This window comes from Pseudomonas cannabina (assembly GCF_900100365.1).
GTDB lineage: Bacteria > Pseudomonadota > Gammaproteobacteria > Pseudomonadales > Pseudomonadaceae > Aquipseudomonas > Aquipseudomonas cannabina.
The window spans coordinates 35,814-62,334 of the sequence record NZ_FNKU01000003.1 but is presented as its reverse complement, the minus strand read 5'-3'; the positions used below and the strand labels follow the sequence as shown (position 1 = coordinate 62,334).

At 55.7% G+C, this 26,521-nt stretch carries 23 protein-coding genes and 3 pseudogenes; 12 read left to right on the top strand and 14 right to left on the bottom strand.

Annotated features, from left to right (window positions below):
• Window positions 1-520: 520 nt before the first annotated feature.
• From BLT55_RS28650 to BLT55_RS28635, 4 genes are all read right to left on the bottom strand, one after another.
• Window positions 521-1,267, bottom strand: a complete 747-nt coding sequence (locus tag BLT55_RS28650; protein ID WP_074801764.1) for a hypothetical protein — start codon at window positions 1,265-1,267, stop codon at window positions 521-523.
• A gap of 585 nt (window positions 1,268-1,852) precedes the next feature.
• The gene (locus BLT55_RS28645) at window positions 1,853-2,281 is read right to left on the bottom strand and encodes a GntR family transcriptional regulator (RefSeq protein ID WP_054999715.1); all 429 of its coding nucleotides are present in this window, start codon (window positions 2,279-2,281) and stop codon (window positions 1,853-1,855) included.
• 77 nt (window positions 2,282-2,358) lie between these two features.
• Window positions 2,359-4,647 (bottom strand): F-type conjugative transfer protein TrbC, encoded by a 2,289-nt coding sequence (trbC, locus tag BLT55_RS28640; protein WP_074801761.1) that lies wholly within the window; start codon window positions 4,645-4,647, stop codon window positions 2,359-2,361.
• A complete protein-coding gene (locus BLT55_RS28635) occupies window positions 4,634-5,728 on the bottom strand; it encodes a thioredoxin fold domain-containing protein (RefSeq protein WP_054999971.1) in 1,095 nt (364 codons plus the stop codon). The genes trbC and BLT55_RS28635 overlap by 14 nt, the downstream gene beginning before the upstream one ends.
• Window positions 5,729-5,819: 91 nt before the next feature.
• Here BLT55_RS28635 and BLT55_RS28630 point away from each other — a divergent pair, with 91 nt between their 5' ends.
• Together BLT55_RS28630 and BLT55_RS28625 are read left to right on the top strand one after the other, a co-directional pair.
• Entirely contained in the window at window positions 5,820-6,020 is a 201-nt protein-coding gene (locus BLT55_RS28630; protein ID WP_004644067.1) for a type II toxin-antitoxin system VapB family antitoxin, read from the top strand.
• Window positions 6,017-6,394: a type II toxin-antitoxin system VapC family toxin gene (locus tag BLT55_RS28625; RefSeq protein ID WP_054999972.1), complete on the top strand. Its 378-nt coding sequence runs from the start codon at window positions 6,017-6,019 to the stop codon at window positions 6,392-6,394. Before BLT55_RS28630 ends, BLT55_RS28625 begins: the two co-directional genes overlap by 4 nt.
• Here BLT55_RS28625 and BLT55_RS28620 read toward each other — a convergent pair.
• From BLT55_RS28620 to parA, 9 genes and pseudogenes are all read right to left on the bottom strand, one after another.
• Complete coding sequence (locus tag BLT55_RS28620; protein WP_054999973.1) at window positions 6,384-7,586, bottom strand: secretion/conjugation apparatus DotM-related subunit; 1,203 nt, start codon at window positions 7,584-7,586, stop codon at window positions 6,384-6,386. The genes BLT55_RS28625 and BLT55_RS28620 overlap by 11 nt on opposite strands.
• Before the next feature lie 92 nt (window positions 7,587-7,678).
• The gene (gene excA, locus BLT55_RS28615; protein WP_007247237.1) at window positions 7,679-8,326 is read right to left on the bottom strand and encodes a plasmid IncI1-type surface exclusion protein ExcA; all 648 of its coding nucleotides are present in this window, start codon (window positions 8,324-8,326) and stop codon (window positions 7,679-7,681) included.
• Window positions 8,327-8,374: 48 nt separating this feature from the next.
• Window positions 8,375-9,061: a DotA/TraY family protein gene (locus BLT55_RS28610; protein ID WP_223862810.1), complete on the bottom strand. Its 687-nt coding sequence runs from the start codon at window positions 9,059-9,061 to the stop codon at window positions 8,375-8,377.
• 649 nt (window positions 9,062-9,710) lie between these two features.
• A pseudogene (locus BLT55_RS28600) lies at window positions 9,711-9,920 on the bottom strand (transposase); the annotation flags it as partial.
• A 344-nt stretch (window positions 9,921-10,264) separates the two neighbouring features.
• Complete coding sequence (locus BLT55_RS35045) at window positions 10,265-10,369, bottom strand: GNAT family N-acetyltransferase (RefSeq protein ID WP_259641328.1); 105 nt, start codon at window positions 10,367-10,369, stop codon at window positions 10,265-10,267.
• Between the two features lie 413 nt (window positions 10,370-10,782).
• Entirely contained in the window at window positions 10,783-14,301 is a 3,519-nt protein-coding gene (locus BLT55_RS28590; protein WP_074801755.1) for an AAA domain-containing protein, read from the bottom strand.
• 392 nt (window positions 14,302-14,693) lie between these two features.
• The gene (locus BLT55_RS28585; protein WP_055001145.1) at window positions 14,694-15,335 is read right to left on the bottom strand and encodes an SOS response-associated peptidase; all 642 of its coding nucleotides are present in this window, start codon (window positions 15,333-15,335) and stop codon (window positions 14,694-14,696) included.
• A gap of 184 nt (window positions 15,336-15,519) precedes the next feature.
• Entirely contained in the window at window positions 15,520-15,756 is a 237-nt protein-coding gene (locus tag BLT55_RS28580) for a hypothetical protein (protein WP_004661916.1), read from the bottom strand.
• A complete protein-coding gene (gene parA / locus BLT55_RS28575) occupies window positions 15,753-16,382 on the bottom strand; it encodes a ParA family partition ATPase (RefSeq protein WP_004661920.1) in 630 nt (209 codons plus the stop codon). Before parA ends, BLT55_RS28580 begins: the two co-directional genes overlap by 4 nt.
• Window positions 16,383-16,692: 310 nt before the next feature.
• Between parA and BLT55_RS33635 the strand changes: the two genes are divergently transcribed.
• The 5 genes from BLT55_RS33635 (at window position 16,693) to BLT55_RS28555 (ending at window position 19,647) form a co-directional block, all read left to right on the top strand.
• Entirely contained in the window at window positions 16,693-16,866 is a 174-nt protein-coding gene (locus BLT55_RS33635; protein WP_156357549.1) for a hypothetical protein, read from the top strand.
• A 128-nt stretch (window positions 16,867-16,994) separates the two neighbouring features.
• Window positions 16,995-17,942 carry a hypothetical protein gene (locus BLT55_RS28570; RefSeq protein WP_055001146.1) on the top strand — a complete coding sequence of 316 codons (948 nt, stop codon included), beginning with the start codon at window positions 16,995-16,997 and terminating at the stop codon, window positions 17,940-17,942.
• Between the two features lie 411 nt (window positions 17,943-18,353).
• Complete coding sequence (locus BLT55_RS28565) at window positions 18,354-18,989, top strand: recombinase family protein (protein ID WP_054068142.1); 636 nt, start codon at window positions 18,354-18,356, stop codon at window positions 18,987-18,989.
• A gap of 188 nt (window positions 18,990-19,177) precedes the next feature.
• The gene (gene relB / locus BLT55_RS28560) at window positions 19,178-19,366 is read left to right on the top strand and encodes a type II toxin-antitoxin system RelB family antitoxin (protein WP_002556028.1); all 189 of its coding nucleotides are present in this window, start codon (window positions 19,178-19,180) and stop codon (window positions 19,364-19,366) included.
• On the top strand, window positions 19,366-19,647 hold the full coding sequence (locus tag BLT55_RS28555; protein WP_002556029.1) for a type II toxin-antitoxin system RelE/ParE family toxin: 282 nt from the start codon (window positions 19,366-19,368) through the stop codon (window positions 19,645-19,647). The genes relB and BLT55_RS28555 overlap by 1 nt, the downstream gene beginning before the upstream one ends.
• 418 nt (window positions 19,648-20,065) lie before the next feature.
• Here the strand turns inward: BLT55_RS28555 and BLT55_RS28550 are convergent, their stop codons facing one another.
• Entirely contained in the window at window positions 20,066-21,208 is a 1,143-nt protein-coding gene (locus BLT55_RS28550) for an IQ calmodulin-binding motif-containing protein (protein WP_122377658.1), read from the bottom strand.
• Window positions 21,209-21,324: 116 nt separating this feature from the next.
• Here BLT55_RS28550 and BLT55_RS28545 point away from each other — a divergent pair, with 116 nt between their 5' ends.
• The 5 genes and pseudogenes from BLT55_RS28545 to BLT55_RS28520 all read left to right on the top strand — a co-directional run bounded on the left by BLT55_RS28545 (window position 21,325) and on the right by BLT55_RS28520 (window position 26,518).
• Window positions 21,325-21,984 (top strand): YecA/YgfB family protein, encoded by a 660-nt coding sequence (locus BLT55_RS28545; RefSeq protein ID WP_054999659.1) that lies wholly within the window; start codon window positions 21,325-21,327, stop codon window positions 21,982-21,984.
• Between the two features lie 968 nt (window positions 21,985-22,952).
• Window positions 22,953-23,399, top strand: a pseudogene (locus BLT55_RS28535) (transposase); the annotation flags it as partial.
• A 237-nt stretch (window positions 23,400-23,636) separates the two neighbouring features.
• Window positions 23,637-23,801, top strand: a pseudogene (locus BLT55_RS28530) (DUF4113 domain-containing protein); the annotation flags it as partial.
• A 222-nt stretch (window positions 23,802-24,023) separates the two neighbouring features.
• A complete protein-coding gene (locus BLT55_RS28525) occupies window positions 24,024-25,760 on the top strand; it encodes an HsdM family class I SAM-dependent methyltransferase (protein WP_223862845.1) in 1,737 nt (578 codons plus the stop codon).
• Complete coding sequence (locus BLT55_RS28520; protein WP_244159029.1) at window positions 25,760-26,518, top strand: hypothetical protein; 759 nt, start codon at window positions 25,760-25,762, stop codon at window positions 26,516-26,518. Before BLT55_RS28525 ends, BLT55_RS28520 begins: the two co-directional genes overlap by 1 nt.
• Window positions 26,519-26,521: the final 3 nt, after the last annotated feature.

Genomic DNA, 26,521 nt, shown 5'->3' with positions numbered 1-26,521 from the left:
ATTGAAGGCAAACAGCGGCCATATAGGTTCTGATATTTATGCGAAGCCAGCGCGCACACGCGCCCGGTTGAGGACTAGGGCGACTTGTCGCCCTGGGCCTCAGAATCCGGGTCAAGCGCCCGTAGGGTGGCCGTAGGCCAGGGCAGGGCAGCTTCATCGCCCTGGGCCGCTTAGACGGCTGATCCACTTTGTCACAGTCACAGACCATACGCGCCGTGCCGAAGGCACGACTTGCGCGTGCATTACTGCTTTATGAGGTGGGTTCCCACCGCGTAAATCCCTGTTTTTCCTGAAAGGGGAAACTGAAGGGGGGATAAAATTTCATTTATTTCAAACCCGCAAGTGCGCCACCTCCGGCGTGGCCACAAAGAGCCGTTGGCACAGCCAAAAAACGGCACAACCAGCACTGTCGTGCGGTCCTTGCGATGCCTGGCCATAGGGTCACCAACCTCCCTTAAAACGCAGGCGTGACAATGCCTCCGCGTGAGCGGATGCAGTTTTCGGACAAAGTGGGGGCCTGTTAGGCTTTTTTGCTCCTCGACGCTAAGAGCCTATCCAGCGCACTGGACACGGTGTTGCTCACTGGCGGCGATGTGCTGGAGTCCGCGACATCTTGCGTATCCGGTACGCCCGCCTCCCGATTTTCCTTGGCCTGCCAGCGCTGACGCGAAGTTTCACGGCGCTGGAGTTCCAGAGAGTGCTTTTCCATGTCCGCCAAGCGCTGTTGCCCTATGTCGCGCAGCTGAGCATCGCGACGCTTCTTGGCCGACTTCTGCACGCGTTCATGAACATAGGCCAGGCCAAGGTCTTTCCAGAAAAGCTTGGTGAAGCGGATCAGGACGCGGGTGCGCACCAGGTGCAGACCGTTATCGTCCTTCTCGTCCAGGCGAATGCGCTCAATACGGCGGTACACATACCCCGCATCATCCAGGGTTTTCATCAGGCGACACAGCGCCGGTGCCGAGATACCGGCATCCTCGGCAATGCCACACTGAGTGTTCAGCACATAACGGCCATTGTCGGGGTCGATGTAGCCCAGCACGCTGGTGGCCAGGTCCAGGCGCACCAGCAGCTGCTCGGCCACGCGCTCGATGGCCAGGAACTTCTCTCGCCGGGTACGCCGATCGCCATGAACGCCATCCAGGCGGCGCAGGTATTGGCCCCGGTAGCTGTCCATGTTGCTCAGGCGCTCGTAGGCCGAGCGGATCAGGGGATTTTTAAGCTGTTGTTCAGAGAGATTACGGGGAGCCGCGTAACGGGCAGGCATTGCCCGACCGGGGCGACGTAAAGCGGAGTGAGGGTCAGAAGGGGGGAGCCTGACAGCCTTGAGGTGCCTCATGCTTCACCGCCTTGGCCATGAAGGCCATGCGCAACGGTAAAACGTGTCAGGTATTGGTGATGCTGGGGGTACAGGTCTGCCTTTAGGGAAGGTCTGAAAAAGCCTTTTCTTCAAAAGTCGAAGCCAGTAAATACAGGCGCTCCAGCCCGGTTCCTCTCCAAAAAAATGGGCTTTTTCAGAGGATACTTAGAAGGGGCACAGCCTGCTGAAGAATCTTTTCCATAAGTCCACCGTTCAGCGGTGAACTGAAGGCTTCACTTTTGACGACTTGCACAAAGCCGCAGTGAACGCCATAATCAGCTCACGTTATGTGTGTTGAACAGGTGATCCGCTTGCTAACGGCCTGTTCAGGATTTTCCAAAAAGCCCCGCCGGCAAGCGGGGCTTTTTGGTTTCTGCAATTCGTGAATCTACATCGTCGCTTTCCTGCAAATAAAACTGTGCCGGATAGTAGCATGGGAGCCTCGCTTTTCGCGTTACAAAATCCGTTGCTTTCAACAAGCTAGGTCAGTCATCAGCACGTGGTAGGGCGCAGTTGACCCAGGACACGCAGGATTTCGTTTTCAAAGGCCACTTTTGATTCGAAATCGCCCAGCTTTGTATGGCGTTCTGCAACGCACCTCAGCAAGCCCGGCAGATGACCGTACTGGGGAGGCTCATTGCCGTTCGTGACTAGGTAGCTTTTGTGGTACTGCGCGGCGATATAGCCCTGCGTCTCCAACGAACGCAGCGCTTCGCGCACCGGCATACGGCTGACCTGGAAGGCATTGGCAATGGCTTGATGCGTAAGGGGTTCACCCGGTTCAAGCCGCCCATCAATGATGGCTTCGCGAAGCGCCACTTCAATTGCCTCCCGGGGCAGCGCTACAGGCCGTGCAATGCCGAGGGCTATGGTTTCAAGCACGTGCTGCGCGTGTAGTTTCTGCGTTTTGCGGTTACTCATTTACAGCTCCTTTTTACGCATGCGACACAACCCTGCGCCGGCGCATCGGTATCGGCGCGGCACAGGGTTGCGGTCTATTAATCCCAGTCGAACGGCGCCGGCGAATAAGATCCGTCGTCGAAATAGGGCGGTGCCTGGTCGTGGCGTGGTGGAACAGCCGTTGTGGCTCTAGGTGCAGGCGCCTTGCCCTTTACTTTCGGTGCCCTGGCCGGATCGATGTGCTGCGCCTGGTAGGCCTGCAACCGCTTGCTGCCGACGGTCAGATCCAGCGCCGTGGACGATTGCGCCACGTAGCCGCTTCCGCGCTTGGGCACATGCTCCAGCGCTGTGTGCCATAACAAGGTGCTGCGCACTGCCGCTCCAGGACGGCGACGCCAGATCAGCCGCCACTCTTCTCCCAGCTCGTTCAAGACGACCAACGTCGGATCTGTCAGCACCAGGTTTTCAAGGTCTGAACGGCCAGGCTTCATCGCCAGGTGGTACAGGATCTGCTGCACGCGGTCCGCGCGCGGATAGCTGCGCCGAATGCGGGCAGGTGCACCGGCCAACAAGGTGTCCAGCGCTGGCGGAGCCACCTCGATGAAACGGTTGATCCGGATCGCTTCCTTGGACAGCTTGTCAGCATCGTGAATGTACAAGGAGCTGCCGCGAATCACTTGTCCGTTGAACAGCGTGATGTTTTCCCCCTCCTTGAGCTGCTGCACTTCCTCGACGCGGACTTTCTTCTCATCTTTCAGGCTCAGTGTGTCTGCTTCCTCCCAGCTGGCACCCATTATTCCGGCCTGACGCACCATACCGCTCATCACTGGCAGGTACTCGGTACCGGCCATCAACTGCAGTATTTCGAGAGTGTCCTTGGGGTCCATGATCTTGCCGGTGATTCGGACCCCCATGTTCCCGATCAGCGTCCACACCTTGTCGCCGGCCGCCGACTTGAGGCGCTGCGCCTCTTGGCTGGCCAGGAGCAGGCAAAACCCCAGGGAACGTACCTGCGTGGCCAGCTCGCCCAGCTTTTCGGTGTAGTAGGCCCCGACCTCGTCGCAGATCCACAAGAACGGAAAGCGGTCCTTGTACTTGCGGATCACCAGGATGTCTTCGGGTTTGCCCTCCAGTTTCTCCCCCAGATCCTGGCTCAGGATCATGGCCAATTGCGACACGTACAGACGCCCAAGGGTCGCGGCCTCGGTCGAGGAGATTTCCAGCGCAGGAATCAGGACCACCAGGATACGATCGTTATGCACCACGTCCTTGAGGTCTATGTCGCCGGCGTCACGGGCGAACACATGGCCGTAGGTGTCATTGAACAAGGCCAGCATGCGGGTGAACTGCTGGATCAGAAAACCATGCTGATCCAACGCGGTGGTCGCCCATTCCTCCGGCGAATCCACCTTGGCCAGGTCAAAACCGGACAATGTGCCCAGGTAGTTTTTCAGGGGTAACTGGGCGTCTTCATGCCATTGCTGTTCCACCGACTGGATGTAGAGCTTGGCAATGGCCCGCAACGGCAAATGCGCCTGGATCGTGCGCTGGGACATGACCGTGCCTTCACGCCGGCACTTGTACACCAGGGAGAACACCAAAGCCTGAATCATGGCCCGGGCTTTCTCTTGCCAGCCCGCATCGTTGCCCGCAGGGGGCAACATCGAATCCATCAGGTTGATGATGTAGGTTTCCTGAGCAATACCAAACGCGTTGACGGTATTGGTCTGCCCTCTGCTTTTGTTGTCCTCGAGCAGTTCCTGCGCCCTGGAGCGGCCCCCGGTGATGAAGTTCATCATCCGAACGTCGTCTTCACGACCAAAGCGCCGGGCCAGGGACACGATCGCGGCGGCCACATCATTTTGGGCCTTGCCGTCCGAATAGATCAGGCCCTTTCCATAGCCCAGCTGGCCCAACACGTACCCCAGCAGTGCTTCGGTTTTGCCGGCACCGGTTGTACCGAACATCAGAATATGGCGGGTCATGTCATCCAGCGACAGCCACAGTTCACGCCCGGCGTCCCGACCGCGCAGGTACCCCATGTACAGGATGCCCGCTGCCTTGAGCATCACCGTGCGCATGGCCGTGACCGGCAAGAAACCCAGCAGCTTGCCCGTCACCTGGCGTTGCGTCGAAGGGTCGAGGCAGTCCATGTCTGAAGGCATGCGCATGGGCATCTGCCAGGGTTCGAGCAGCATGACAGGTGACCAAACCAGCAAGGCCGGCAGACTGAGCCACAGGCTGACCGGGTACAGGACGCCTCCCACCACAGACCCGGCAAGGCCCAGCGTCAGACTACCGGGGCCCATCAACCACTCAGCCAGTGCCGAGTGGTAAACCCGCCGATTTAGACGCGTGCGTTCGACGGCGTAGTCATTGGGGCGCATTCGACACCTCCTGAACCTGGCGGGCAGGTTGCTCATCGAGGAAGGCTTTAAGCCTGATCGGGTCACGCAACAGCGTCTGCGGCACATAGCGCCCATCGTCGCTGATCACCCAAGGCGTGCCCGGTATGCGATACGCCTGATAGGCCGTCTGGTTGATCCCCAAGGCCTTTTCTGCCACATCGCACGTGCCTGCTGGTTGCGCCGCTTTCACTTCCACCCCTTCCGACGCCGGCTTTAACTGGGGTTTCCCAAGGTTTACACCCTCGGGGGCTGCATCAAACAGGCGATCCCACGCGTTTTTGCGCTGCTCAGGCGGCAGGCACAGCACGGGCGTAATGGCGGCGATCGACTTTTCCTTACCAATCACCGGCACAGGAAACACCACCACGTTGAAGGCGTCGGAGAGCGTGTTGAGGGACGACTCCAGACGCTGGCAGTTCGGACAGCCAGGGTCCGAAAAGACATACAGCGTGCGCGCGTGACCGCTGGAATAGTCAACGGTGAACAGCTTGCGCTCGGCAGCGTTGTGCAGCTTTTGAGGGAGTGTGGCCCGAACCTCCCTGGGCAATGTCCAGCCATCGTCAGGTGCCACGTCTGCAGCGGACTGGCGTGGCTCAGAAGCGATCGGCGCCGGCGCGCTGCGCTTGGCCAGGTCCGGCTTGGGGGCGCTCGGGACTGAGGGCGTGATGACCTGCGCCGCCGGCATTGCAACAGGCCATTCAAGCGCTCGGCCAAGCCATGAGGCACCGAGACAAAGCACAACCAATAGCACGAACACGCCCATCAGACGCCGCCGGGTCTTGCGTCGTCCATGACGCAGCAAAGCCCGCGACAGCGCGGTCAGTAGCTCATGGGTTTCCTCACTGTCATGGGTTTCAAGAGAGAATTCAAAACCCTGAACATCGCGGCAGACCACACCGTCATTGCTCAGATAAAACGAGTGCTGATGGCGAAGGTCCAGGGTGCAAATCGTGCGCGTCACGATACCTTCTGCCTGATCTGCCTGATCTGCCTGATAGACAACAAGCTGATCGCCTTGGATGTCCACCGAAAACAGGGCGCGCAAAGATGCCGAGGCCATGGGGTTTCCTCTTTTAAAGTAAAGAATTAATAGTGTTTTCTGGAATCAAATTTGATGTAGAGTTACATCAAAATTGAAGCAAGGAGTCATCATGAGAACGACCGTCACCATCGACGATGCGTTGTACCAACGTGCTCTGGAAGTCGCCGATCCGGCGATGGACAAGGCCGACCTGTTCCGTGAAGCCGTTCAGACGTTTGTGCGCATTCAAGCGGCTAAACGATTGATGGCCTTAGGGGCCACCCTGCCAACGATGGAAGACATCGCCCGCCGACACGAGAAGGCACTGTGAAAGGCGTCCTGGTAGACACCTCAGTTTGGGTTGAGCACTTTCGCAACAACAGTCCAGAACTGGTGAACTTGCTCAGCCAGGACCGGGTACTCATACACCCCATGGTGATCGGAGAACTGGCGTGTGGTACGCCGCCTGATCGTTCGAACACCTTGACCGACCTTGGCGACCTACGAGGTGCACAACAACCCACGGTGAGTGAAGTCATCGCCTTTCTGAACACCCACAAGCTCTATGGCCTGGGCTGTGGGCTGGTGGATATGACGCTCCTGGCCTCCGCGTTATTGAGCGGCACAGCGCTTTGGACGTTAGACAAGCGCCTGGATCGTTTGGCTAGCCGCATGGCCGTGTCATACCAGCCTCCTACTCACTAGGCTCATCAACCACAGGTGGCTGCGCGGCATACACCGCCGTCATGACAGGAAGGTCAGAGGCCTCCCGGCGTTTAGGCGTGATGACATGTCGCGCAAATACCAGACCGATGCTTTCCAACTCGGCCTGCAAGCCATCGATGGCCTGGGTCACCATCAACCCAGGTCGTGGCAGCCCCAGCTTGCTGGCATGGACTTCTGCCCGCGCCTGAGCCTGAACACCAGCGCCTTCCACAAACACCTTGGCCGTGTCGGCACTGTGCAGGGCATACCACAAAGTACGGTTAACCCCCTTGAGCCAGCGAAAGCGTGCCGGCGCCAAGCGCAGATCGCGGCCATACAGTGCCACCAGCGCGGTGCGCATCGATCTATGGCTTTGTAGCCACTCACTGACGCCCGGTGCTTTTGCAACGCGATCAAACCCCGCGTCGGCCAAGCCGTACAGCGGCGTCAACGAGAAGGTCTTGCGCCGCAACAACCCCTTGACCATGCAGGAACGGTTCAGGTCATCGAGCAACCGGGTCGCTGCCTTGCGGTCATTGAGGAAAACCTGCAGACCGAATACAGCCAGCAAGGCCCGTTCATAGGGCGTCAAGTCTAGAAGTCCATCATGGACATCTCCGACTTGCTCCTCGAACACCGCACGAGCAGCCTCCCGATCCAGCACTTTGCGCTGCACCAGGTTGTAACGTTCGGCAAACTCCTCGGGCTTGAGCGCCCAGGCATTGCTGGGAGAGGTATCGTTCATCAGGCCATCGGGACCAGACGCAGCCAACACCGGGATGACCGAGGGTGCGAAACGACTCACCAGGCCAGGAAGCGTGTGAATGTTCACCAGGCGTTTGCTGCGAAACGGCAGTACCGGATGCTGCGCCAGCCCCCAACTGCTCACAATCACCAGCGGTAACAGGAACAACAGCAGAATCCCACTGGTAGCGTTCATCACCTCAAGCCACTCATCCAGCGTCACGGCCTTGGCGTGGTTGGCCACGTCGGCCAGCAGGTTGATCTTGCCACCGGCCCAGGCATGGATGAAGGGAAAATCCACCATTTTCCATAACCAATAAAGCGTCCAGGTGGTCCAGTACACGAAGATATCGAAGAACATCCAGCACAACAGGACGGCTGCACAAAGCGCCAATAACATCTGCGCTTGCTCGCCCTCCCATGCACCTTGGGATTGTCGATTTTGCATTGCGATGCCCCACAAATAGTCGCACCGCCCGGAGTGGGCGGTGTGAGAGAAAGGTAAAGCGCGTCGGGAACAGCTGCGGAGGGGTTATGGCTTCACGCCAGGCGTGGGATCTGCACGTTCAGATCACGTTCAAGCGCTTCGAGGTGGTCATGCACATAGCGGTTGAACGGTTGCGGGGTGCTGTACTGCTTCTGCTTGTGCTCCATAGCCCCCAGGGTGTCATACCAAAGCTGCGCCAAGGGTGTTCCGATTTCGATCCGTGGAAGATCCGGGTGTTTGGTATAGAGGCGTAATATGCCCTTGCCTTCGACCTCGCGGTTGGTCCAATCGTCCATAGTCAGAGCCACCACATCTACCTGCTCCTTACGAATGCGGTGCACATACAGAATGGTACCGTTCTTCGTGTCGATGCCCAGGTACTTGCCGTCACCCTCGTGATAAATCTCATTGGTAGGGTCTGGATTGAAGAACTGCGGCGATTTTATGACCCGTGTGACTCGCTTGAGCAAACGACGGCGACTCAGTACGCCATAGATGAATATTCCCACGGGAATCAATATCGCGGCCCAGATAAGCATTGAAAACTCAATTGTTTCTACTTTTTCGGCACCTGTATAGCTAAGTGCCATAAAAAAAGTGACCACACCTATGAACAATAGGAATGGAAAAGCCAAAAGCATGTAGGCAAGCTTGATCAGCCAGATCAATGTTTCTCTACCAGTTCTAAGACGTTGAGCCATGAGTTCACACTCCAAGAAGCACATTCGTAATGTTGGACGCAAAGAGCCTTACTGAATTCCATCCCCACCGTTACCGTCAGGTTTCTTCGGTTGCATTTTGACCCCAGGAACACGCTGAGCGCCGCCACCAGCCGCACCAAACATGCCTTTCATATTATCGACCATGCCGCCCATCAGGTTGGCGCCTTCTCGACCGCCCAGGAACGAGATCACGTAGTCGGCCAGGGACGCCTGCAGGCCAAAGAGTCGAGTCACACCAAAGGTCGCAATGCGAGCATAGATCATCAGCCATCCAATCATCTTGAACAATCCCACGATCGAGTCCGCGTTGGCATTGGCCAGCGCCGAGGCGAATAACAGATTCAGGATCGTTCCACCACCGATTACGGCCACCGACGCAAAAAAGAACCCCAGTACCATCAACGAAGGCCGCAGCATCATGTCGATCAGAAAGATATAACCGTAGGTACTGCGACTCCCCTTGTCCTCTTCGGCCCCCAGGTGCGTGGCAGCCCACATTGAGCCCGCCGCACAGCCCACCAGCACACTGACGACCCAGTTGAATATGCCCACCATCCAGAACAGAAAGGGCACAGCAGGCAGAAATACGGCTAGCGAAAAACCGATGGCCAGCAGGGCGAACATGACGAAATAGAACATCGGGGCCAGCGCACCCAGCACATCTTTCACCACCGCCCCTACATCCACCGCAAATATTTTGGCCCCCCAGCCCAACGGCGAGTTGCTAGCTGTAACGACCTGCAATCGAAATGGCCCGGACCTGCAATCATCGCGTTTTTCGACCGGGATTAATTGCGTCTATCCGGCACCGCGAACCAGCATTGACTGCAAACGAACCTGCATCCACCCACTTCGACCTGCAATCGAGAGCGGCCGACCAGGATTAAATGCGACTGAAAACCGATGATTTTAGCGGGGTTTACGCGGATGCACTCGGCTTAGTGCACTTTCTGTTTCATTGCTCCGCACCCTGTACTGCGATCACACGATTCAGTCCGGTAGCCCGGTAGCGCTGCTGTTGGAAGCTCCAACCTCTTACCTCCGTAAGGTGCCATCGTCAAGTTTGTCTCTTTAGACTCTAGAATTTGTGAACGTACTGTATCAAAAATTAAAAACCGCCCTATTGAGACGCAAAAAGCGTCTCGGCCATACGTCTCACAAGGGTGTACTTAAATGAGACAGCAACGGCGAGTGGTCACTCGTAAATAATTCCGGTTCATGACGATCGATTGCAGGTCTAACCAGATGAGTGCAGGTTCATTCGCAAATAATCCCGGTTTGCTGGCTCGGATAGACGCAATCAATCCTGGTCGAAAAACGCGATGATTGCAGGTCGGCGCCATTTCGATTGCAGGCCGCTACAGATATAGATCTTCAGCAGGACTTCAGGGTGGTAAGCAGGCCGGCCTGTGTCAGCAGGAATAGCACCGTCGAAACCCAAATTGATCAGGTCAAGTTCGTCGACGAAGACGTCGACTATGCGCACTGGATTGGTATCGCTGACGTAGTCATCGAGGCTTTCAGGGAGCAGCGTGCGTTGGCCGCGATGTTCGCGTTGGATGAAGCGCTTCATCAAAAGTCCTTTGTTTGCCGTGCGGAAGGACATCAATGTGTAGATTCAGGGAGCCTGTAACAGGCACTGCTGTCTCGCATCACATCCGTCTTCGCATCAATACATTGGGCAGCTCGACTCCGCGAGATACTGAATGCCGACGCGCCACTATTTCAAAGCCATTACGTATAAAGAAGGATTCCGCCGTTTTGCTTACGTGTGATGTTAGCTCAATGTATTTAAGGTCCGTGGCTTCCTGAACAACTCGATCCATTAGGGAGGCGCTGATTTATTCGATTTTTCGTCCCTGCAACGCTCTGGAGGCCTTGATTTATCTGGGGGCAACAGCTGGGTTTTAGAATAAATCAGCGTCTCCTTAGCCGTTGACCGATGCCTTGGCGTGCATGGAAACCAGAAACAAAAAAATGATCGATGTACCCGGAAGCTTGGACGTCAGCGTAACCAACGATGTGATCATCTAATACCGCTACAAACGGATTTATGGAAGGTCTGAAAAAGCCTTTTCTTCAAAAGTCGAAGCCAGTAAATACAGGCGCTCCAGCCCGGTTCCTCTCCAAAAAAATGGGCTTTTTCAGAGGATACTTATGTCTCGAATGCGGATATTCCATGCCGTCCAATCGGGATCCTTTGGTGCCCAAGCCTCTATTTGCACGGGGGTGTAGTCACGAGATGCAACCTCACGGATAGCTGAAGAGAAAACTTGAAACAGAGCTGCTTCGTCGCCTTCACAAAAATGTCGAATAAGCATCCGGCTGCTCTCCTGATGGATGAACACCCCATCTTAGCGAAAGCGCTAGCCTTCTCGCGAACGGTTCAGCGTTTTTACACACTCTGGGTTAGAAGCGGACATTCATGTCGAGCGCTAAGCTGCCGTTGCTCTGCCCGGAAAGGACGTCACCCGTTGCGCCAGACTAATGCGGTTGATTGCGAGTTCGCCGCTTACCTCAGGGCCGCGATAGACCATGGAAGTTTCATGGTGCACGTAATCACCATAGCGCTGCGCACTCAGCCAATTGAACGAGCCGATACACAGCAATTCCTCATCGGCCATAACGATCTTGCTGTGCACCTTGTTGACCACGTACACCTGAACATCCCGCGTCTTAAGCGCTGCAATCGCGTCTTTGAATTCGGCGATTCTTTCGGGATCGCCCTCAGGCTTGGCGCACTTGATACCAGTGTTGAATCGCAGGTCGGTATACACCACTACCTTTACGCCGCGCTGCACCGTATTGGCCATGATGTCCATCGCGCCGCTTTCCTGCATCCATCGCAATCTTACCCAGGGCGTTACGATCTGAACCTGCTGGCGAGCCGTTTCCAGCGTCTGCATCAGAAACCGATCATGCTCTTCTACTTCATGCAGGTGGCTCAATCCAGTACGCGCCGTTTGTAAATCCTCCCTGGGTTGGTACTGGAAAATCAGCTCGTTCGTCGGATCCGCCAATAGAAACTGAGTCAAACGCCCACGAGGCTTGCTTACTGGCGCCTGGCTGAACAGGTCCATGTCGCCAAACACCAGGAAACTGTCCTTGGCCCGAGAAACGGCAACGTTCAGCATGCTGTCCTTGCGGTCGATAAATTCGCCATCGGCATGTTTGGAATAGACCGCGGAGAAAATCACCACCGGCCGCTCGGCGCCCTGGAAGGAATGAACCGTGCCGACAGTTATCTCGCCATCGCCTTTACCGGTCTTGATGCCGAGTGCTGCGCAGGCATGAGCGATCGCCTGCGTCTGTACGCCGAACGGCGTGATCACGCCGAGGATTTCCCACAAGTCCTTCTTGTAGCGTTTTACCAGCCCGGCTCCATTCGCTTGAATCCACGCAGCGATCGTCTGCGCTTCCAGGAGGTTATGACGGCTACCGCCATTGCTCTGCTGGCACATTCCATCAATATGCAGGTAGCCCAGCCCCGGCAAGCCACCTTCCGGTTTTCGTCCTCGTCGCGGCTGCAGCTTGCCCTTGTAGCAAAGGGCATTGCAGTAATCGATTATCGAGTCATAGCAGCGACGGTGCTCATACAGATACATGCCTCGGGCGAGCTCCTCATCGTAGTGATACCGACTGGTCGCCTGGGCGATGGCCATGACGCTGCCGTTGGCCGCGCTACGGCCGCTATCGCAGAAGGCGACATAGTCGTCATCGACCTTGTCGCGCGATAGCAAACCAGCGCTCATCAGGTTGCCGATATCGACCGCAGCCGGAATTGACCAGATGGGTTCGATCTGCTGAGTGTCGCCGATGACCAACGCGTGCTTGGCGAGTGCGAACGACGGCGCGGCGACTTCGGGAAGGACTTGGCCGGCTTCGTCGACGATTAAAAGATCGACGAAGTTCAGCGCGTAATCGTCGACGAAACCGCTACCGTCGTGCCGCTTGCATTCCAGCTCTTTGGGCAGCCTGTAGAAGGTGGCAACCACGCAGGGCGTAAGCTTCATCCACCGCCGCCAGTTCTTTTCCAGCGTTTTGCGACCGTTTTTGCCGCGGCTTTTGAGAATCTCTGGCAGGCTTTCGGCGACTTCCATCAGCCAACGACCCTCCCAGTAATGGGTAGTCAGCAGGAAGATTTCGAAACGCAGGGAAGTGTCCGCCCAGCTGTCGCAGTCGTTGAGAGTAATCTGGGCAGCAGCCCTGTCAGTAGGGGTCGGCAGAACGGCAATGACGGCCTGCCAATTCAATACATGACGTTGCTCGGTTTGCAGCAATTGCCGGACCTGCTGCAATTGGGCCTCGATTAAGTCCTTGGCCTTGCTGGCTTGACCCACGGAGGCCGTCAACTGGGTTTCGATTTCGCCAACACTGGCGGCGTTTTGCAATTCGGTGCTGGCCTCATCGAGGTGTAATTTCGCCAAGCGCAGACGTTTGCCAGCGACCGGGCCAAACCAGCTGAACAGCGTGTAGATCAGCGGTTCATGAGCTAGGTAGTGTTTGAAAACCTTCAGACGTGCTTGCGCGTTCGCAAGCTGTTTGGCCTGGTTGAGATGCTGTGCGTCAAGATGCGCGATGCGCGCCTGTGGATCATCGCCCAACAGTGCCTGAATGGCTTCGCGGGCGTCGACCAGTTTGGCCCAGGCCTGCTCGATATCGATGAGTTGCTGCTGCCGCGAGCGGATCGCGGCCTGGAGCTGCTTGACCGCGCCTTGGACGCTCAGGCTCAGGTCATCGGGGAAGGCGATGGTGGCTCGGGCCAGGTAGGCCTGTTGCGCCTTGTCCAGATAGGCCTGTGACTCAAGCTCGGTGAAAAAGCTTTTAGTCTGGTAGGCGCGGGCCATTTCCGCTTCGGCCGAAGACTTGGGAAAGTAAGCGGCGAAGCTTTTGATATCGGGCAGCCAGCGCCCGGCAAAGTGACCGCTCCCCTCTGAAAAGTCCTTGCCGAAAGCTTCGATGATGTTGGTCACAGCTTGGTTGTTAGCGGAACTGGCCACGATTACCGGCGGGTCGCCACCGGCTACCGCGGCCTTGGCCCAGAGCGAGGCTACGACCGAAAGCAACAAGGTGGTTTTACCAGTACCCGGCGGCCCGTTGACGGCCAGCACATCTCCCAGATCAGCAACGAGGAGATGAGCCAAGCTATCACGTTGGGCGGGCGCCAAGGCATATTCGTCCCCAGCATGACCAAGTCGCGCGGCAAACTGGCTGTTGGCGGGCAAGCAAACTTCGTCAGGGCTAGAATCGCGCTGAGCGAAGCGGTCGAACAACGGCGCGTCGGGCTTGTTGTCGCGCAAGTGGTCGTAGAGGCAGACGATATTGCGGCTGAAGCCGTCAGCTTTGTCTTCCTTGAACAAATAGCAAAAGTTGACTAGGTCGAAGCCATCCTCTGCCCCCTCCCAGCCGCTGGTAACCTTGCGGAACATTTTCATGCAGAACTGCAGATAGGTATTCCACTTGTCGCGGTGCTGGTCTGCGGTCAGATCTTCACCTCCGGCGGATCGATCGAACTGTGACACATCTTCGGCGGACAAAAACGAGTCCAAATCGACTTGGGCACCGATGGCGAAATTGTCGCGGTCCAGCGGTTCGAGAATGTCGCGGGGCATTAGGGTTTGCGATGTCGGATAAAGGCGACCATCGCGGGCGACTAACACTCGACATACAACCGGGGTGATGAACGCCGGCAGACCGTTACGGGCTTTGCGGTGCTCCAGGCGTGACTTGTAAACCAAGGGCCGTAGGGTGATTTCTACGCAGGTTAATTCGGCGGGTTCTTCGGAAAATAACAGGCCCACTTGCTCTGCCGGCGCACACCCTGCGAATAAGGCCTCAAGGGGTAAAGCGGTGAGCTTTTGGGCTTGGCTGGTGGACAAGGCACCGTTGCCATTTTCAGCATCGGCCAGGGAATTGCGCCAGTAATTTGCGAGTTTGGAAGAGTAGTCGTTCATCGTCCTGATTCAATGCGGACCGTGACTCACTGTGACGGTTGATAGATGGGTGATTGTGCAAGAGGGTAGCGTGTTGGGTGTGGGATGGCCAATGAGACATGCTGCGGAACGAGATACTTCAACGCTTTAACTTCGGTGTCATGGGACGTACTGATAAAAATCTCCCGGAGAATCGGAAATCTACTGCGTAGCCCTTTGTTTTCATAGACCTCTTAGAAGGCCACTTTGGGTCGGTCGCGGCCTTTCCAATCGCGACCGCCCGGACCTCGTATGGCTTTCCATGGCTGGCAAAGCATTGTTCTAGGAAAATGCTACAGCGCCTGCGGCTTGGTGGCTGCTGCCGTCCAGCGCGACAAGTCACCCTGTCCACCACCAGCTCCAGGGAAGACTGATCACATGGCCACGGCCAGCCGATCTGCCGGGTACTGGTTCATGAACGCTGCACTATGCTCCGGCCGCGCAGTCAACCAGTCCGCATACAAGCCCTTGGGCAAAATCACTACCATGCGCTTTTCGTCCTGGGGCTTGTGATACGCCTTCATGAAGTCGTGATCATCCGCATTCACGGTCAGCATGGTGTAGCTGTGCAGGATCTGGTCGGTGGACGGATCGCGCCACTGCTCCCATAGGCCCGCAATGCCGAGCAGCTCGCCGTCTGCACGGGCTATACGCGTGGCAATTGCCTTGCCTGATCGCCAGTCCGGCTCGTAGATGGCCACCGCTGGGATAATGCAGTGTTGCGCCTGGCGCCATGCATGTCGGTACGACGGTTTCTCGGCCACCGTCTCTGATCGAGCATTGTACGTGCGCTTGGCAAATTTGCTGTCCTTGCTCCAGGACGGAATCAACCCAAAGGAGCCAGTCAGCACCTCCATGGATGCGGGAGATTCATTGTCCTCGACGCGTCCGTCAGCGCTACGTAGGAATGGGCCGAGGTGGCCAGGCCACAAATCAAGTCTGCCCTGGTCGAACGGTGCTACGCCGAACGCTTCGGCTATCTGGTGCGGTGACGGTGCTTCGTAATGGCTGCACATAGAGACTCGCAGGCAGGTGTGGGTGTCATCATTTGAGATGCCCACCTGCCCCGCCGTTCCATGTGGTTTGATTGGCTGTGTACTGCAAGCTTCGCCTGGGCTTTCGGTTTTTTATGCGTAGGCTTTTTGGATGGTGCTTTGTACAGAGCCATATACACATAATCGCATAATCGCATAATCGTTTTTACGGCTTACCGTATTTCTGTAAAAGCAGCTCTCTTACTTCATCAGCAATCCTGGTGCCACGCTCGGCACACTGCATCTTAATTGCCCGGTGCAAGCTCTCTGGTATGTCAATGGTCAAGCGCTTGTTGGCTTCTTTATCGAGGGCCTGGACTTCGCGACTCTGTACCCATTCCTCTGCCCCAGCGGCTGACTTTGCGGTGGGCTTAGCTCCAATCGTGACTTTCTTCGTGCTCATTTTCCGAACTCCAACAACTCGGCTACCAGGGTTTGAATCTCAGCCGTAGCTGGACCTTCTGCTGCAATCTCAAAAATGGCTTTTCCCTGGGCTGCTGCCTCGGCATAGATAACCCGTTGTGTGATGGTAGATGACAGCACAGGCACCGGGTAAGCAGCCAAGGCGTCACCCACGTCACGACCAATCGCCGTATTTGCGATTTTACGATTTACCACAAAAGCGTATTTGAGTTTTTCTTTATAGACGGTTGCCTCCTGGACGAGCTTCACAACCTCATCGGCAGCCCAAATGTCGTAGGGTGAGGGTTGCACTGGGATCAGCACCACGTCGCTGGCCATGATCGCGCTGCGTGCAAGGTCAGTAACGCGCGGGGGGCCGTCGATAATGATGTGATCGTAGCCTTTGCCTACCTGGGAAATTTCCTTGTGGATCGATGGCCTTGGTAGACCCACCACAGAAAAAAGCGGTTCGCCTTCGCGAGCTGCTGACCAGTCCAACGAACTTCCCTGCGGATCAGCATCGATCAACAGGACTCGCGCACCTCCTTGAGCAAGGGCCGCAGCAATGTTTACTGACAGGGTGGTTTTACCAACACCGCCTTTCTGATTCAAAACCCCAATAATCATAAATCTCTCCTGTAATTGGTGCTTTTGTGCTTTTGTGCTTTTTCTTATTTAAGATTTTACGATTGGTAACATTTACGATTATACAGAAATACTCTCCCCGCACAACTGATGATGTGCTGTTCTCCCAAGGGTACAAAATCCAGCCTATTCCGGCACCAGGAGGCCCCCAAAGGGTCAAAGGGATTGCCGGGGGAGGGCAGCAGCGGCCAGAACCGGACGATTAATCGGATTTCATCAAACGGATAGGTCTGCTACGCCGAACGGTTGTGTAGCATGGAGCGCTGCAACAGGAGATCCAAGGCATGGGCGTATGAACAACCGCAATGAGAAATCTTCGGACTTCCTTCATTACTTCAAGTCTCGCAAGGAATATGCTGCTGCCCGAATGGCCAATTTACCGGCCAAAACCGGACACTCAATCATCGCGTTTCAGATGTTTGGCTATGCCCGCTGCTCGACCGACAAACAAGACCTCGCTGTTTAGCCGGAAACGCCCCCTTAAGTCGGTTCGCTGTTCCATTGCTCCCCGGCCCCCAAGAAGCTGCTCAAGCCCAACTGAAACAGGCTCTGAGAATGTATTTCTACAGCCTATGGCGAATGGAGACCCACACCATGGCGATGAAATTTGGCCGCGCCCACTGCGAAGAACTCAAAAAATTGTTGTCGCCCTACCAAGCACGCGATCTTTATACCAACGAAGACGGCGAGCACTATGCACAAGAGTTGACCTTTCTCTGCGAGGATCAGCGCTGCCGCGCACTACTCACCCCCGTCGGTATATACATGGCGCGCAAATCAAAACGGGCGCTGCACTTTCGCACTAAAGATACACATGCATCAGATTGTGATTTTCTACAGCCTGGCGCATCCAGTGCCCCGAGCCGCTCGCCAGCGGGGCAAGAGGACGACTTCAAACCCAGCGACTTCCCAACTGAGCTAGATTTATCTCCTTGTCCCCGTAAAGGCTCTGCGGGGGGAGGCGAAACCACGACCAGCGGGACTGATGACGAGACAGGCAGCAGCGTGGCCACCTCGACAAGCGGTGGCAGCAGGCGAAAGACGAGTACCCGCACGCGCTATTTGGATTTGGTGGTGGATTGCTACCTGTCCGAAGATAACGCCAGCAAGAACCAACTCTTGACCATTGCAGACAAGACCAAAACCTTTACCCGCTTTTTCAAGAATATCCAGTATTTCCAAGACGAAACCGGACTGATCTATCACGGCCTGATCGATGATCTACGACTATACGCAGGCAAAGGCGTGGGCCTGCGCTTTACCGAATTGGTGTGGGTGAACAAGAAGCGATACCGTATCTGGGCGTATGTTCCACAGAAGCGTATCGACCAGTCCCGACGCCGAAAGGCTTTTCTGACAGAAATTGATGAGTTGGAGAAAGCGATCAAGGCCGGAGAACAGGTACATGCGTTCTTTGTCGGCACCTACCCGCTCAGAAGCACCGTGGAGAATAGAGACGGCAGCCAATTTGAGGTATACCGAGCTGAGCTATTAAGTATCGATCATCTATCTCTGGTATTTGCCGAACCCAACCGACGCTAGCTAGACCCCCACCCCGCTTAAACCACAGAATACGATGGTTATAAAAAACTGTCCCTTTAGGGAAGGTCTGAAAAAGCCTTTTCTTCAAAAGTCGAAGCCAGTAAATACAGGCGCTCCAGCCCGGTTCCTCTCCAAAAAAATGGGCTTTTTCAGAGGATACTTAGGGGGCTCCTCAGAAAACGGATTTTACAGTACGTTAAGCTGATTTCAGTCGTCGTAATGGCCGGAATCTTCCACCACGGGGTTTGAGGAGCAACGGAACAGAAAAACAACCTAAACCCCGCCACTGGCGCTCGGTATGGTTCAAAAGGGTGGTTCTTTCCAAGATGGCTCTATAGGCTTGCTGTTATACCCATAGAGCCATAGCAGATAAGCCATGACCTATCTGGGTATACCAAAATGGGCCATGTGATGACGACTCTCAATGTTGCGCGGGTGTACCTGCGTGTCAGTACCGAAGACCAGGACTTGCAGCGCCAAGAAGCGATCATTGGCAATGCGCGAGCATCGGGCTACTACGTGGCTGCGGTCTATCGCGAAAAAGCCTCGGGCGCTCGATCCGACCGTCCCGAGCTGTTGCGCATGATTGAGGACCTGCAACCAGGTGAAGTCGTCATCGCTGAGAAGATCGACCGAATCAGCCGTCTTCCCTTGGTCGAAGCAGAAAGGCTTGTGGACGCGATCAAGGCTAAGGGCGCACGCTTGGCGGTGCCCGGCATCGTCGATTTATCGGAATTGGCCGAGGCATCCAGTGGCGTCGCCAAGGTGGTGTTGCAAGGCGTACAAGACATGCTGTTGCGTGTGGCACTGCAAATAGCGCGTGACGACTTCGAGGACCGTCGAGAGCGACAGCGGCAAGGCATCGACTTGGCCAAGAGCGCTGGTCTATATAGAGGACGCAAGCCGAATGCTAAAGTGCATGAACAGATCATTGCCTTTAAAAGCGGCGGGTGTAGCATTGCAGAGACTGCGCGGCTGGCGGGCGTCAGTGTCAGCCAGGTAAAACGTGTTTGGTCGCAGTACCTGGCGGCTAAGGCAGATGTCTGAGGCGCTGCCTTGGTCCAGTACCCGTCTGTGACCTTGCTGAAGTATTTTCAGTCACTTGATTTGCAGTGCAACGATGGATGGCTCAGATTTGGCGTACATATGATGCGAAAATGACGTACACATGGCGTACACATAATGTAAACGCTATGTAACAGTGATGTAAAACCCTCCCAACTGGAGAAAGCCACATGGCCAACCTCTCACCCATCGTTTCAGAATTCGAAACCGATGAACAGGCCGCAAGCTACGACCGCTGGTTTCGCGCCAAGGTCGCCGCCAGTCTGGCCGATCCGCGTCCGGCCATCCCTCACGATGAGGTCATGGCGGAAATAGAAGCGCTGATCGATCAGGTTGAAACCCAACGTGAGAAACGCTGATGCTGCCGGTGGTCTGGCTCAGTCCCGCACTGGATGATCTGCGCGAAATCGCAACCTACATCGCATGGGAAAACCCGAGCGCAGCGCGCCGGTTGAAAAGCCTCCTGCAGGAGGCTATCGAGCCGGTAGCCGAACATCCCTATTTATATCGTTCTGGGCGAGCGCCAGGCACTCGCGAGCTGGTGGCTCACCCAAACTACGTCCTGGTCTATCGTGTCACCCTCAAGCGCATCGAGGTCGTGAACGTGATCCACGCCAGACAGGAATACCCCTCTCCCTGATTGGGGGCGTATTTGCGGGTATTAAGCGGCTGCTTGCTGAGCGTCCGTAGGACGATACTCTTTCGGACAGCGTATTGAGCGGATTACCGTGAGCGCAGGAGAGTCCTGCGGCTCCTTAAGTCGGTTGGCTGTTCCATTGCGCCCCGGACCCCAAAGTAGAAGCTTGGGTCAGCTAAATTCCGGCAGCAGGGTCAATTCTGCATCAGCGGCAACACATTAGACCACTACAGAAGCCATTTCGCTGGCACAAAAAAGCTGACGAGATACTGGGTTCCGTAGCTCGTGCAGCAAAAGCATTGGGTAAATAATTTTATGCGTTACTTGTGAAACACCACACTAGGCTGCACGCGGGTTCACAGACACCTGTAAACCCCGCCGCTTGTAGGTGGCAGTTACGCATGCTTCGATTGGGCCTTCGCTATTGTTTACCCCCGACGGTGGAGTTGGCGGCAATGACGTTGGCGACAGGTCTCACACCCTCTTTAGAATCGCCACCTCGGGCGATTTGCATCAAGCCTTGCTCGTTCCGAATGCCTAGAAACACCGAGCCGCCTCCATCCAGATTGAGGGTGGAGACTTGGGCGTTTTTGGTAGCGCCTGTACGCGTGCCCGATGGATCAGCACCGACACAGGTAATGGTCTGCCAGTCCTCCATCTTCACACCCTTTGATCGCTGGCCATTCGCCGTCAAGGTGTGAAATACCGCATCGGTCGGAGCGTTCGACTCGTGGTGGAGCACGCTTAAGGCGGCTCGCTCGTTGGCGTCGCTGGCATGGGTAAGTGCGCCGGCAAGCTTGTTTAAGGGATTGTCTTTCCCCTCGAGTCGGTACTGGAACCGATCGGCATTGCCGAGCTTTGTCTGCTGTCCGCTCAACGCGAGCATTGGACCACTCGTGACGGCGACCTGGCCATTTGCAAATCGGAGTTGGCCATTGTCGTGCTCCCAGGCTGGCGCGACCGGTACATGGTCAGTTCGCGTCGCGGTGGGGCCCACGGGTCTACCTAAATCGCTCTTCCCCGCACTCACGCCATCGGGATTCCCGTCGATCCTCAGTTTTTCTTTATGCACGAAGTAGCCACCGTTGATGACAGCCGATGACGGGGGAGCATGTTGGAAAAGCTCTTTCGGCAACTGAGCATCTTCGCCGTTCTCCGTCCCGATCAACATGCCGGACTTTGCGCCGCCGAGGACAGCTAGCCTGGTGTAGGTTGCACCGTCCTGCAATTTTTTCAAAATATCGGCGAGCGCTGTGCCCTCGGGAGGCGTGCCCTTAAACCCACCGTGGATCTTCGTCTGAATCATTCCGGGGACGGGCTGCTTCACGCTCACCGTGTTCGCTCGTACTTGGTAGCCTCTGAAGGCACTTTGTATGATGGTGGCGGCGTCATCTCTAGGATCCTCAGTGGCGGGCTTTTGCGAAGCACTGCGCGACTTAGGTCCGGAGATCGCGGGATTATCTGATGCAGTTGTCGACAATGATGTGTTGATAACCGGCGCTTTGAAGTCGACGTGTTCAGAACAAGTAATGTACAGAGTTGACGGTCCAATGATCTTGGTCATTTGAAAGTACCTATCGAATTGACTGGTGGGTAACTATTGATGCATAGAGATTTTGATTTTCCGTAACTTCTCACTGATTTTCCTACAATTCAGTAGCGTGGCGGCGGGCTGAATGACTGCTGAAAACCGCCGACCTCCGGCAACTGGCTAGGAACATTGAAATGCTCGACGGCTATTTTGCGGCACTGATCTGTGGTCCGGAGATGGTGCCTCCCAGCGAGTACCTGCCACAAATCTTGGGCGAGAATTTCAGTTTTGAAAGCAACGCCCAGGCTACCGACATGATGGGGCTCATCATGCGCCACTGGAATACGATTGCATCGGTATTGCTTCACACGCTGGAGGAGCCTGACGTGTATTTGCCAGTGCTGTTGGAGGATGACGATGGCATTACTTACGGCAACGATTGGGCTCTGGGCTTTATGCGCGGAGTTCAGGCCCGACCTGGAAGTTGGCGTGACCTGATCGACAGCGACGAACATAGCGGGCCGATGCTCCCCATCATGCTCTTGGCCTATGAGAATGACCCCGATCCAGCGCTGCGATCACCGTCGGTTACTAACGAAAAGCGTGAAGAAGTGATTGAGATGATGATCGCCAGTCTGACGATAATCTATCGCTTCTTCGAGCCTCATCGATGGTCGCTGGCACTGACACCACCCGATGTACCACTACGCAGAGAAGGACCGAAAATTGGACGCAACGCCCCCTGCCCATGCAGCAGTGGACGCAAATTCAAGCATTGCTGCGGATCCAACTCCCCAACGATGCACTGACCATCAAGAAATTGCGCTTAATTGACTTCCCTGTTCCATTGCTCCCTGCTAAGAGCGCACGCCGGACCGGTCGAGAGTGGATCATCGCTCCCCGCCGAACTGGATGACGGACCGCGCCAACAAGATGGAACTTTCTCTTGCCCAGTTGCCACACACTTTTTATTTTGCAGGGTAAGTTATCCTGCAAGCCAGTAAGCGGAGAGAATCAGCATATGGTGGGTATCAACAGAGCGGGGGCATATGGCACTTATTATGGTGGGCAAACCGAGTCTGAGCCAGCGCGCGCTCGCGACTCCAGCAGCGCGAGCCCCTCGAACAGTCCGCAGGTACCGCATCCTTCGACGGTGCCAGCCGGACGTGAGAGGCTTTTACAACGGTCCACGGCGTTGTCGAGCCGAACTAGGGAGCCGCTGATTTATTCGATTTTTCGTCCCTGCAACGCTCTGGAGGCCTTGATTTATCAGGGGGGCAACAGCTGTGCTTTAGAATAAATCAGCGTCTCCCTAGAGAGCGGCTCGAGCAGAGCTTCCCGACAGCGGAGGAAGCCAGAGCACGCAACAGGCAGCAGGCTAATAGCATCGTTCAGACGTTGGTCGAGTCGGGCGCTGATCTTAATAATTTTAGAAATATGCTCAGAAATGCAATGAATGGAGATGCGATGATTTTGTCTCGAGTCGAACATGGTATCTTGATTCAACATTTTCCTGACATGTATACGACTGGAATCAGCAGTGACTCGGTGCTCGCTAACGAACTCCGCGAGGCGCTTCGTCAAGCGGTTCGTGCAAGTCGTTAAAGTTAGGTGTAGCGGCTTGCAATCGAAAACAGCCGTGCTCGCAATCAGCGTAATTTGCGGCTCAGATTAACTGCAACTGACGGAGCCGTCGGGCTCAGATTAATTCCGAGCGAGGTTGCATTCAGCCGCATCGACTTGCATTCCATCGTTTCCGGCTCACATTAGCTGCAACTGTACCTGGCAACACTTGGTGTTCACATTGCCTGACACCCTGTGGCCGCTGTTCTTTCATAACCGTCACTGGCTCGATGCCTTGTGTCGCCTGGCCGTCGACAACCTGCTCTATGCGGGCCGACGCCGGGGCGTGGAGGTGGGTGTTTTCTGCGCCATCCACACCTACGGCCGGCGACTTAACTGGCACCCACACATCCATGTCTCGGTCACCTTGGGTGGGATCGATGACGCAGGTGTCTGGAAAGATCTGTCGTTTCATCCATCAGCCCTGCGTCGGCGCTGGATGTGGAATGTACGCCAGTACCTGCTCAGTCAGTGGGAGCACACCACCGTCCCCCCCGAAAACGCTCATCTGCAGAGCGAAAATGACTGGCGTCACCTTGTGCTCAACGCCGGTGGTCAGCACTGGCACATCCACTTGTCGAAGAAGACGAAAAAGGGGCGAATAGAGAAAACGGAAAAAAACGTACGCTAGCGTGAGTTTTGTCAGGTTGAGGTCAAGAAGTTGACGGCGATCCGTCAGGAAATACTGAAAACCGCCCTAGTCTGACGGGGTGCCGGTGAGCGGCCTGACGCCGGGTTGAGGTGTACTTCATTCGGACACAGCCCAAGCGGGACGAGGGCCTGCCTACTGCCGACATTGCTTACCGTACGATTTTTCCCGAATTCTGAGGGCTCCCCAGATAGGCTGATGGCTGCTTTGGACTTGATCAATGGCAAGTGGGGACGCGGAACGCTGCGTACAGGATCAGTGCCGGTCGTTCCAGATTGGGGCATGCGCCGTGAGCAGATGAGTCAGAGCTACACGACGCGGCTTGATCAGCTGTGGGTTGTAAAGGCTAAGTAAACACATGGTCAATCTTGAGGTGTACTCCAACCGGAAAAAGTATAGGCGGACATGAGGGGCTGACTCCGGTCAGCAGTGTTTGTCGTACGATTTTTCCGAAATCTATGGCCTCCCCAAGTAATATAGACTCTACGCCGCGCAAACAAGGGAGACATCGCTCATATGGCACAGGCAAAACTTATACGGCAGATAGGCCTTACGGCGACGGAGTCTCCGAGTCAGATGCTGGCCTCTGCACGCATTATGGCCCGTGCATTAGCCAGTACGTTTCCGATTGAGCATCAGTTAGCTTTGGCACGGGCTTTCGGTGTTCTTCTAATAGAGAGTTGGTGGGATGAACTGACCAGCATTGACATCGTTTCTCCAGACCTTAGAGCGCCGCTACAGCCTTTCACTGTGGAGGTGCTCCCTCAAGCGGCTGCTGCACTGGCGGAGACTATTGGTCGTATTGCCGCGAGCTTTGATGCTGAGACCGCCGCCTATCAAATAGGGCTTACCTATACAGGGATGCTTCCTTTAGAACACCGCGGGACCTATGGTGTTTTTTACACCCCCCCTGTTCTGACTGCACGATTGATCGACCAAGTGACAACAGCGGGCATGGACTGGGCAACGTGCCGAGTGCTCGATCCGGCCTGCGGGGGGGGCGCTTTTCTCGTGCCCATCGCCCAGCGAATTATCAATGAGGCGAAGACCTGTAGTCCAAAGCTGCTGATGCAAAGCATAGGTAACCGTCTACGCGGTTACGAGATTGATCCTTTCGGTGCGTGGCTTACGCAGGTTACGTTGGACGCGGTGGTACTCCCCGTGAGCCGCATCGCAGGCAGACGGCTTCCGGTGATGGTCACCGTCTGTGATTCGTTGCGTCGAAGCCCTGTGAGAGATCGTTTTGACCTGGTAATAGGGAATCCTCCCTATGGCCGAGCAAAACTTGATACAGAAACACGCGATCGTTATAAACGTTCGCTCTATGGCCACGCCAACCTTTACGGACTGTTTACGGATTTAGCGTTGCGTCATACCAAACTGGGTGGGGTTATCGCCTACGTTACGCCGACCTCCTTTCTTGCTGGTGTCTATTTTAAAAACCTACGGGCTTTGCTTGGGCGATCGGCACCACCGTTATCCATCGATTTTGTCACCGTGCGCAAAGGCATGTTCGATGATGTGCTGCAGGAAACGGCATTGGCCACTTACCGGCGCGGTGCTGCTGGTGCACCGGTGGTGGTGGCAGAAATTTCACCGGCAACAAACGGCCTGGCGATCCACCAGGCCGGTGTGATTGAGTTTCCTGCTGATCCTTCGTTGCCATGGATTTTGCCCCGTACTGCCCAACAAGGCGCATTGGTAAAGCGTTTGACGCAAATGCCGCACCGCCTGGCCGATTGGGGCTATACGGTGAGCACCGGTCCGCTTGTATGGAATCGATACAAGAGCCAGCTGGCACACCGCCCAAGCAGCAAGCGGTTACCGCTTATTTGGGCCGAAGCCATTACTGCGGATGGCCATTTCATATTTCGTGCGGAAAAGCGAAACCACGCGCCTTATTTTGAACTGCAAGCCAGTGATGGGTGGATGGTTACGACCAAACCATGCGTGCTCTTGCAGCGGACCACCGCCAAAGAGCAGAGTCGGCGACTAATCGCAGCAGCGTTACCCGCCGAGTTCTTGAAGACGCACGGAGGTGTCGTTATTGAAAACCATATCAATATGATCCGCCCGATCAGCGAGGTGCCGGAGGTCAGTGCGGAGGTATTGGCGGTCTTTATCAACAGTGGGGCTGCAGATCGCGCATTTCGCTGCGTCAGCGGCTCGGTTGCCGTTTCGGCCTACGAGCTGGAATCGCTACCGTTGCCTGCACCAGACGACCTGGGAGAACTGACTCGGTTGGTAAATGCAGGGGCTGATCGTTACGCAATCGAAGCCGCTTGCACTAAATTGTTCGAAGGGGATAGGTAGTGCTGCCACCGTATGTAGCAAGGGACTTAGTCGCCGAACGTCTACCGCTAATTTTCCCAGAAGGAACGCCCAATAGAACGTATTGCACGCGCGAACTGGCAGCCAGTACTGTGTTCACGATGCTCTACATCGGAGCAGTGGAGGGAACTGGCGTTCTATTGGGGCCGGTGCACGTTTATCGTATGACTGATCAGCAGGCAGCGGACGGCAGTGACGACGCGCGTCACAACTACAGGTCGAATTTGCGAAAGCGCAATTTTACCATTCCTGGCAAGCGATGGTACGCCGACAACACACGCGAACCCATTCGGGATGAGACCTTGCGCGAGGGGCTGATCGCCGTTGGTGCAGTTATCGAGGACAAAACCGTTTCCACGACTGCGGGCGCTCCGCGTTATGCGCTCAGAAATGGGCTCGCTGCGCTGTTTTCCCCATTATTGAAGGGGGACGAATTGGCATCCGCCATCTTGCGTTGGCAGGAGGAGCACCTGAACTGGGCAGCCTGCGGCTGCAAATTGTGGGATTTTGAAATCGGTTATCATAGCCGAAATCGAGTCGATCCCTCCTCAGCACAGGCTTACACATGGCGTCAGAGACCAAAAAACGTAAACGGGCGAGCCGGGCAAAAGCCAAGGCAAAGCAGACCCGTCTCCAACGCGCCGGGCATACCACCTTCGTTCCCGATACCGACTTTTTCTTCGATATCGATCCTTTGGGTGATGTCGATCTTTGTAGTTGCTGCCAGACAACGTATCTGAACG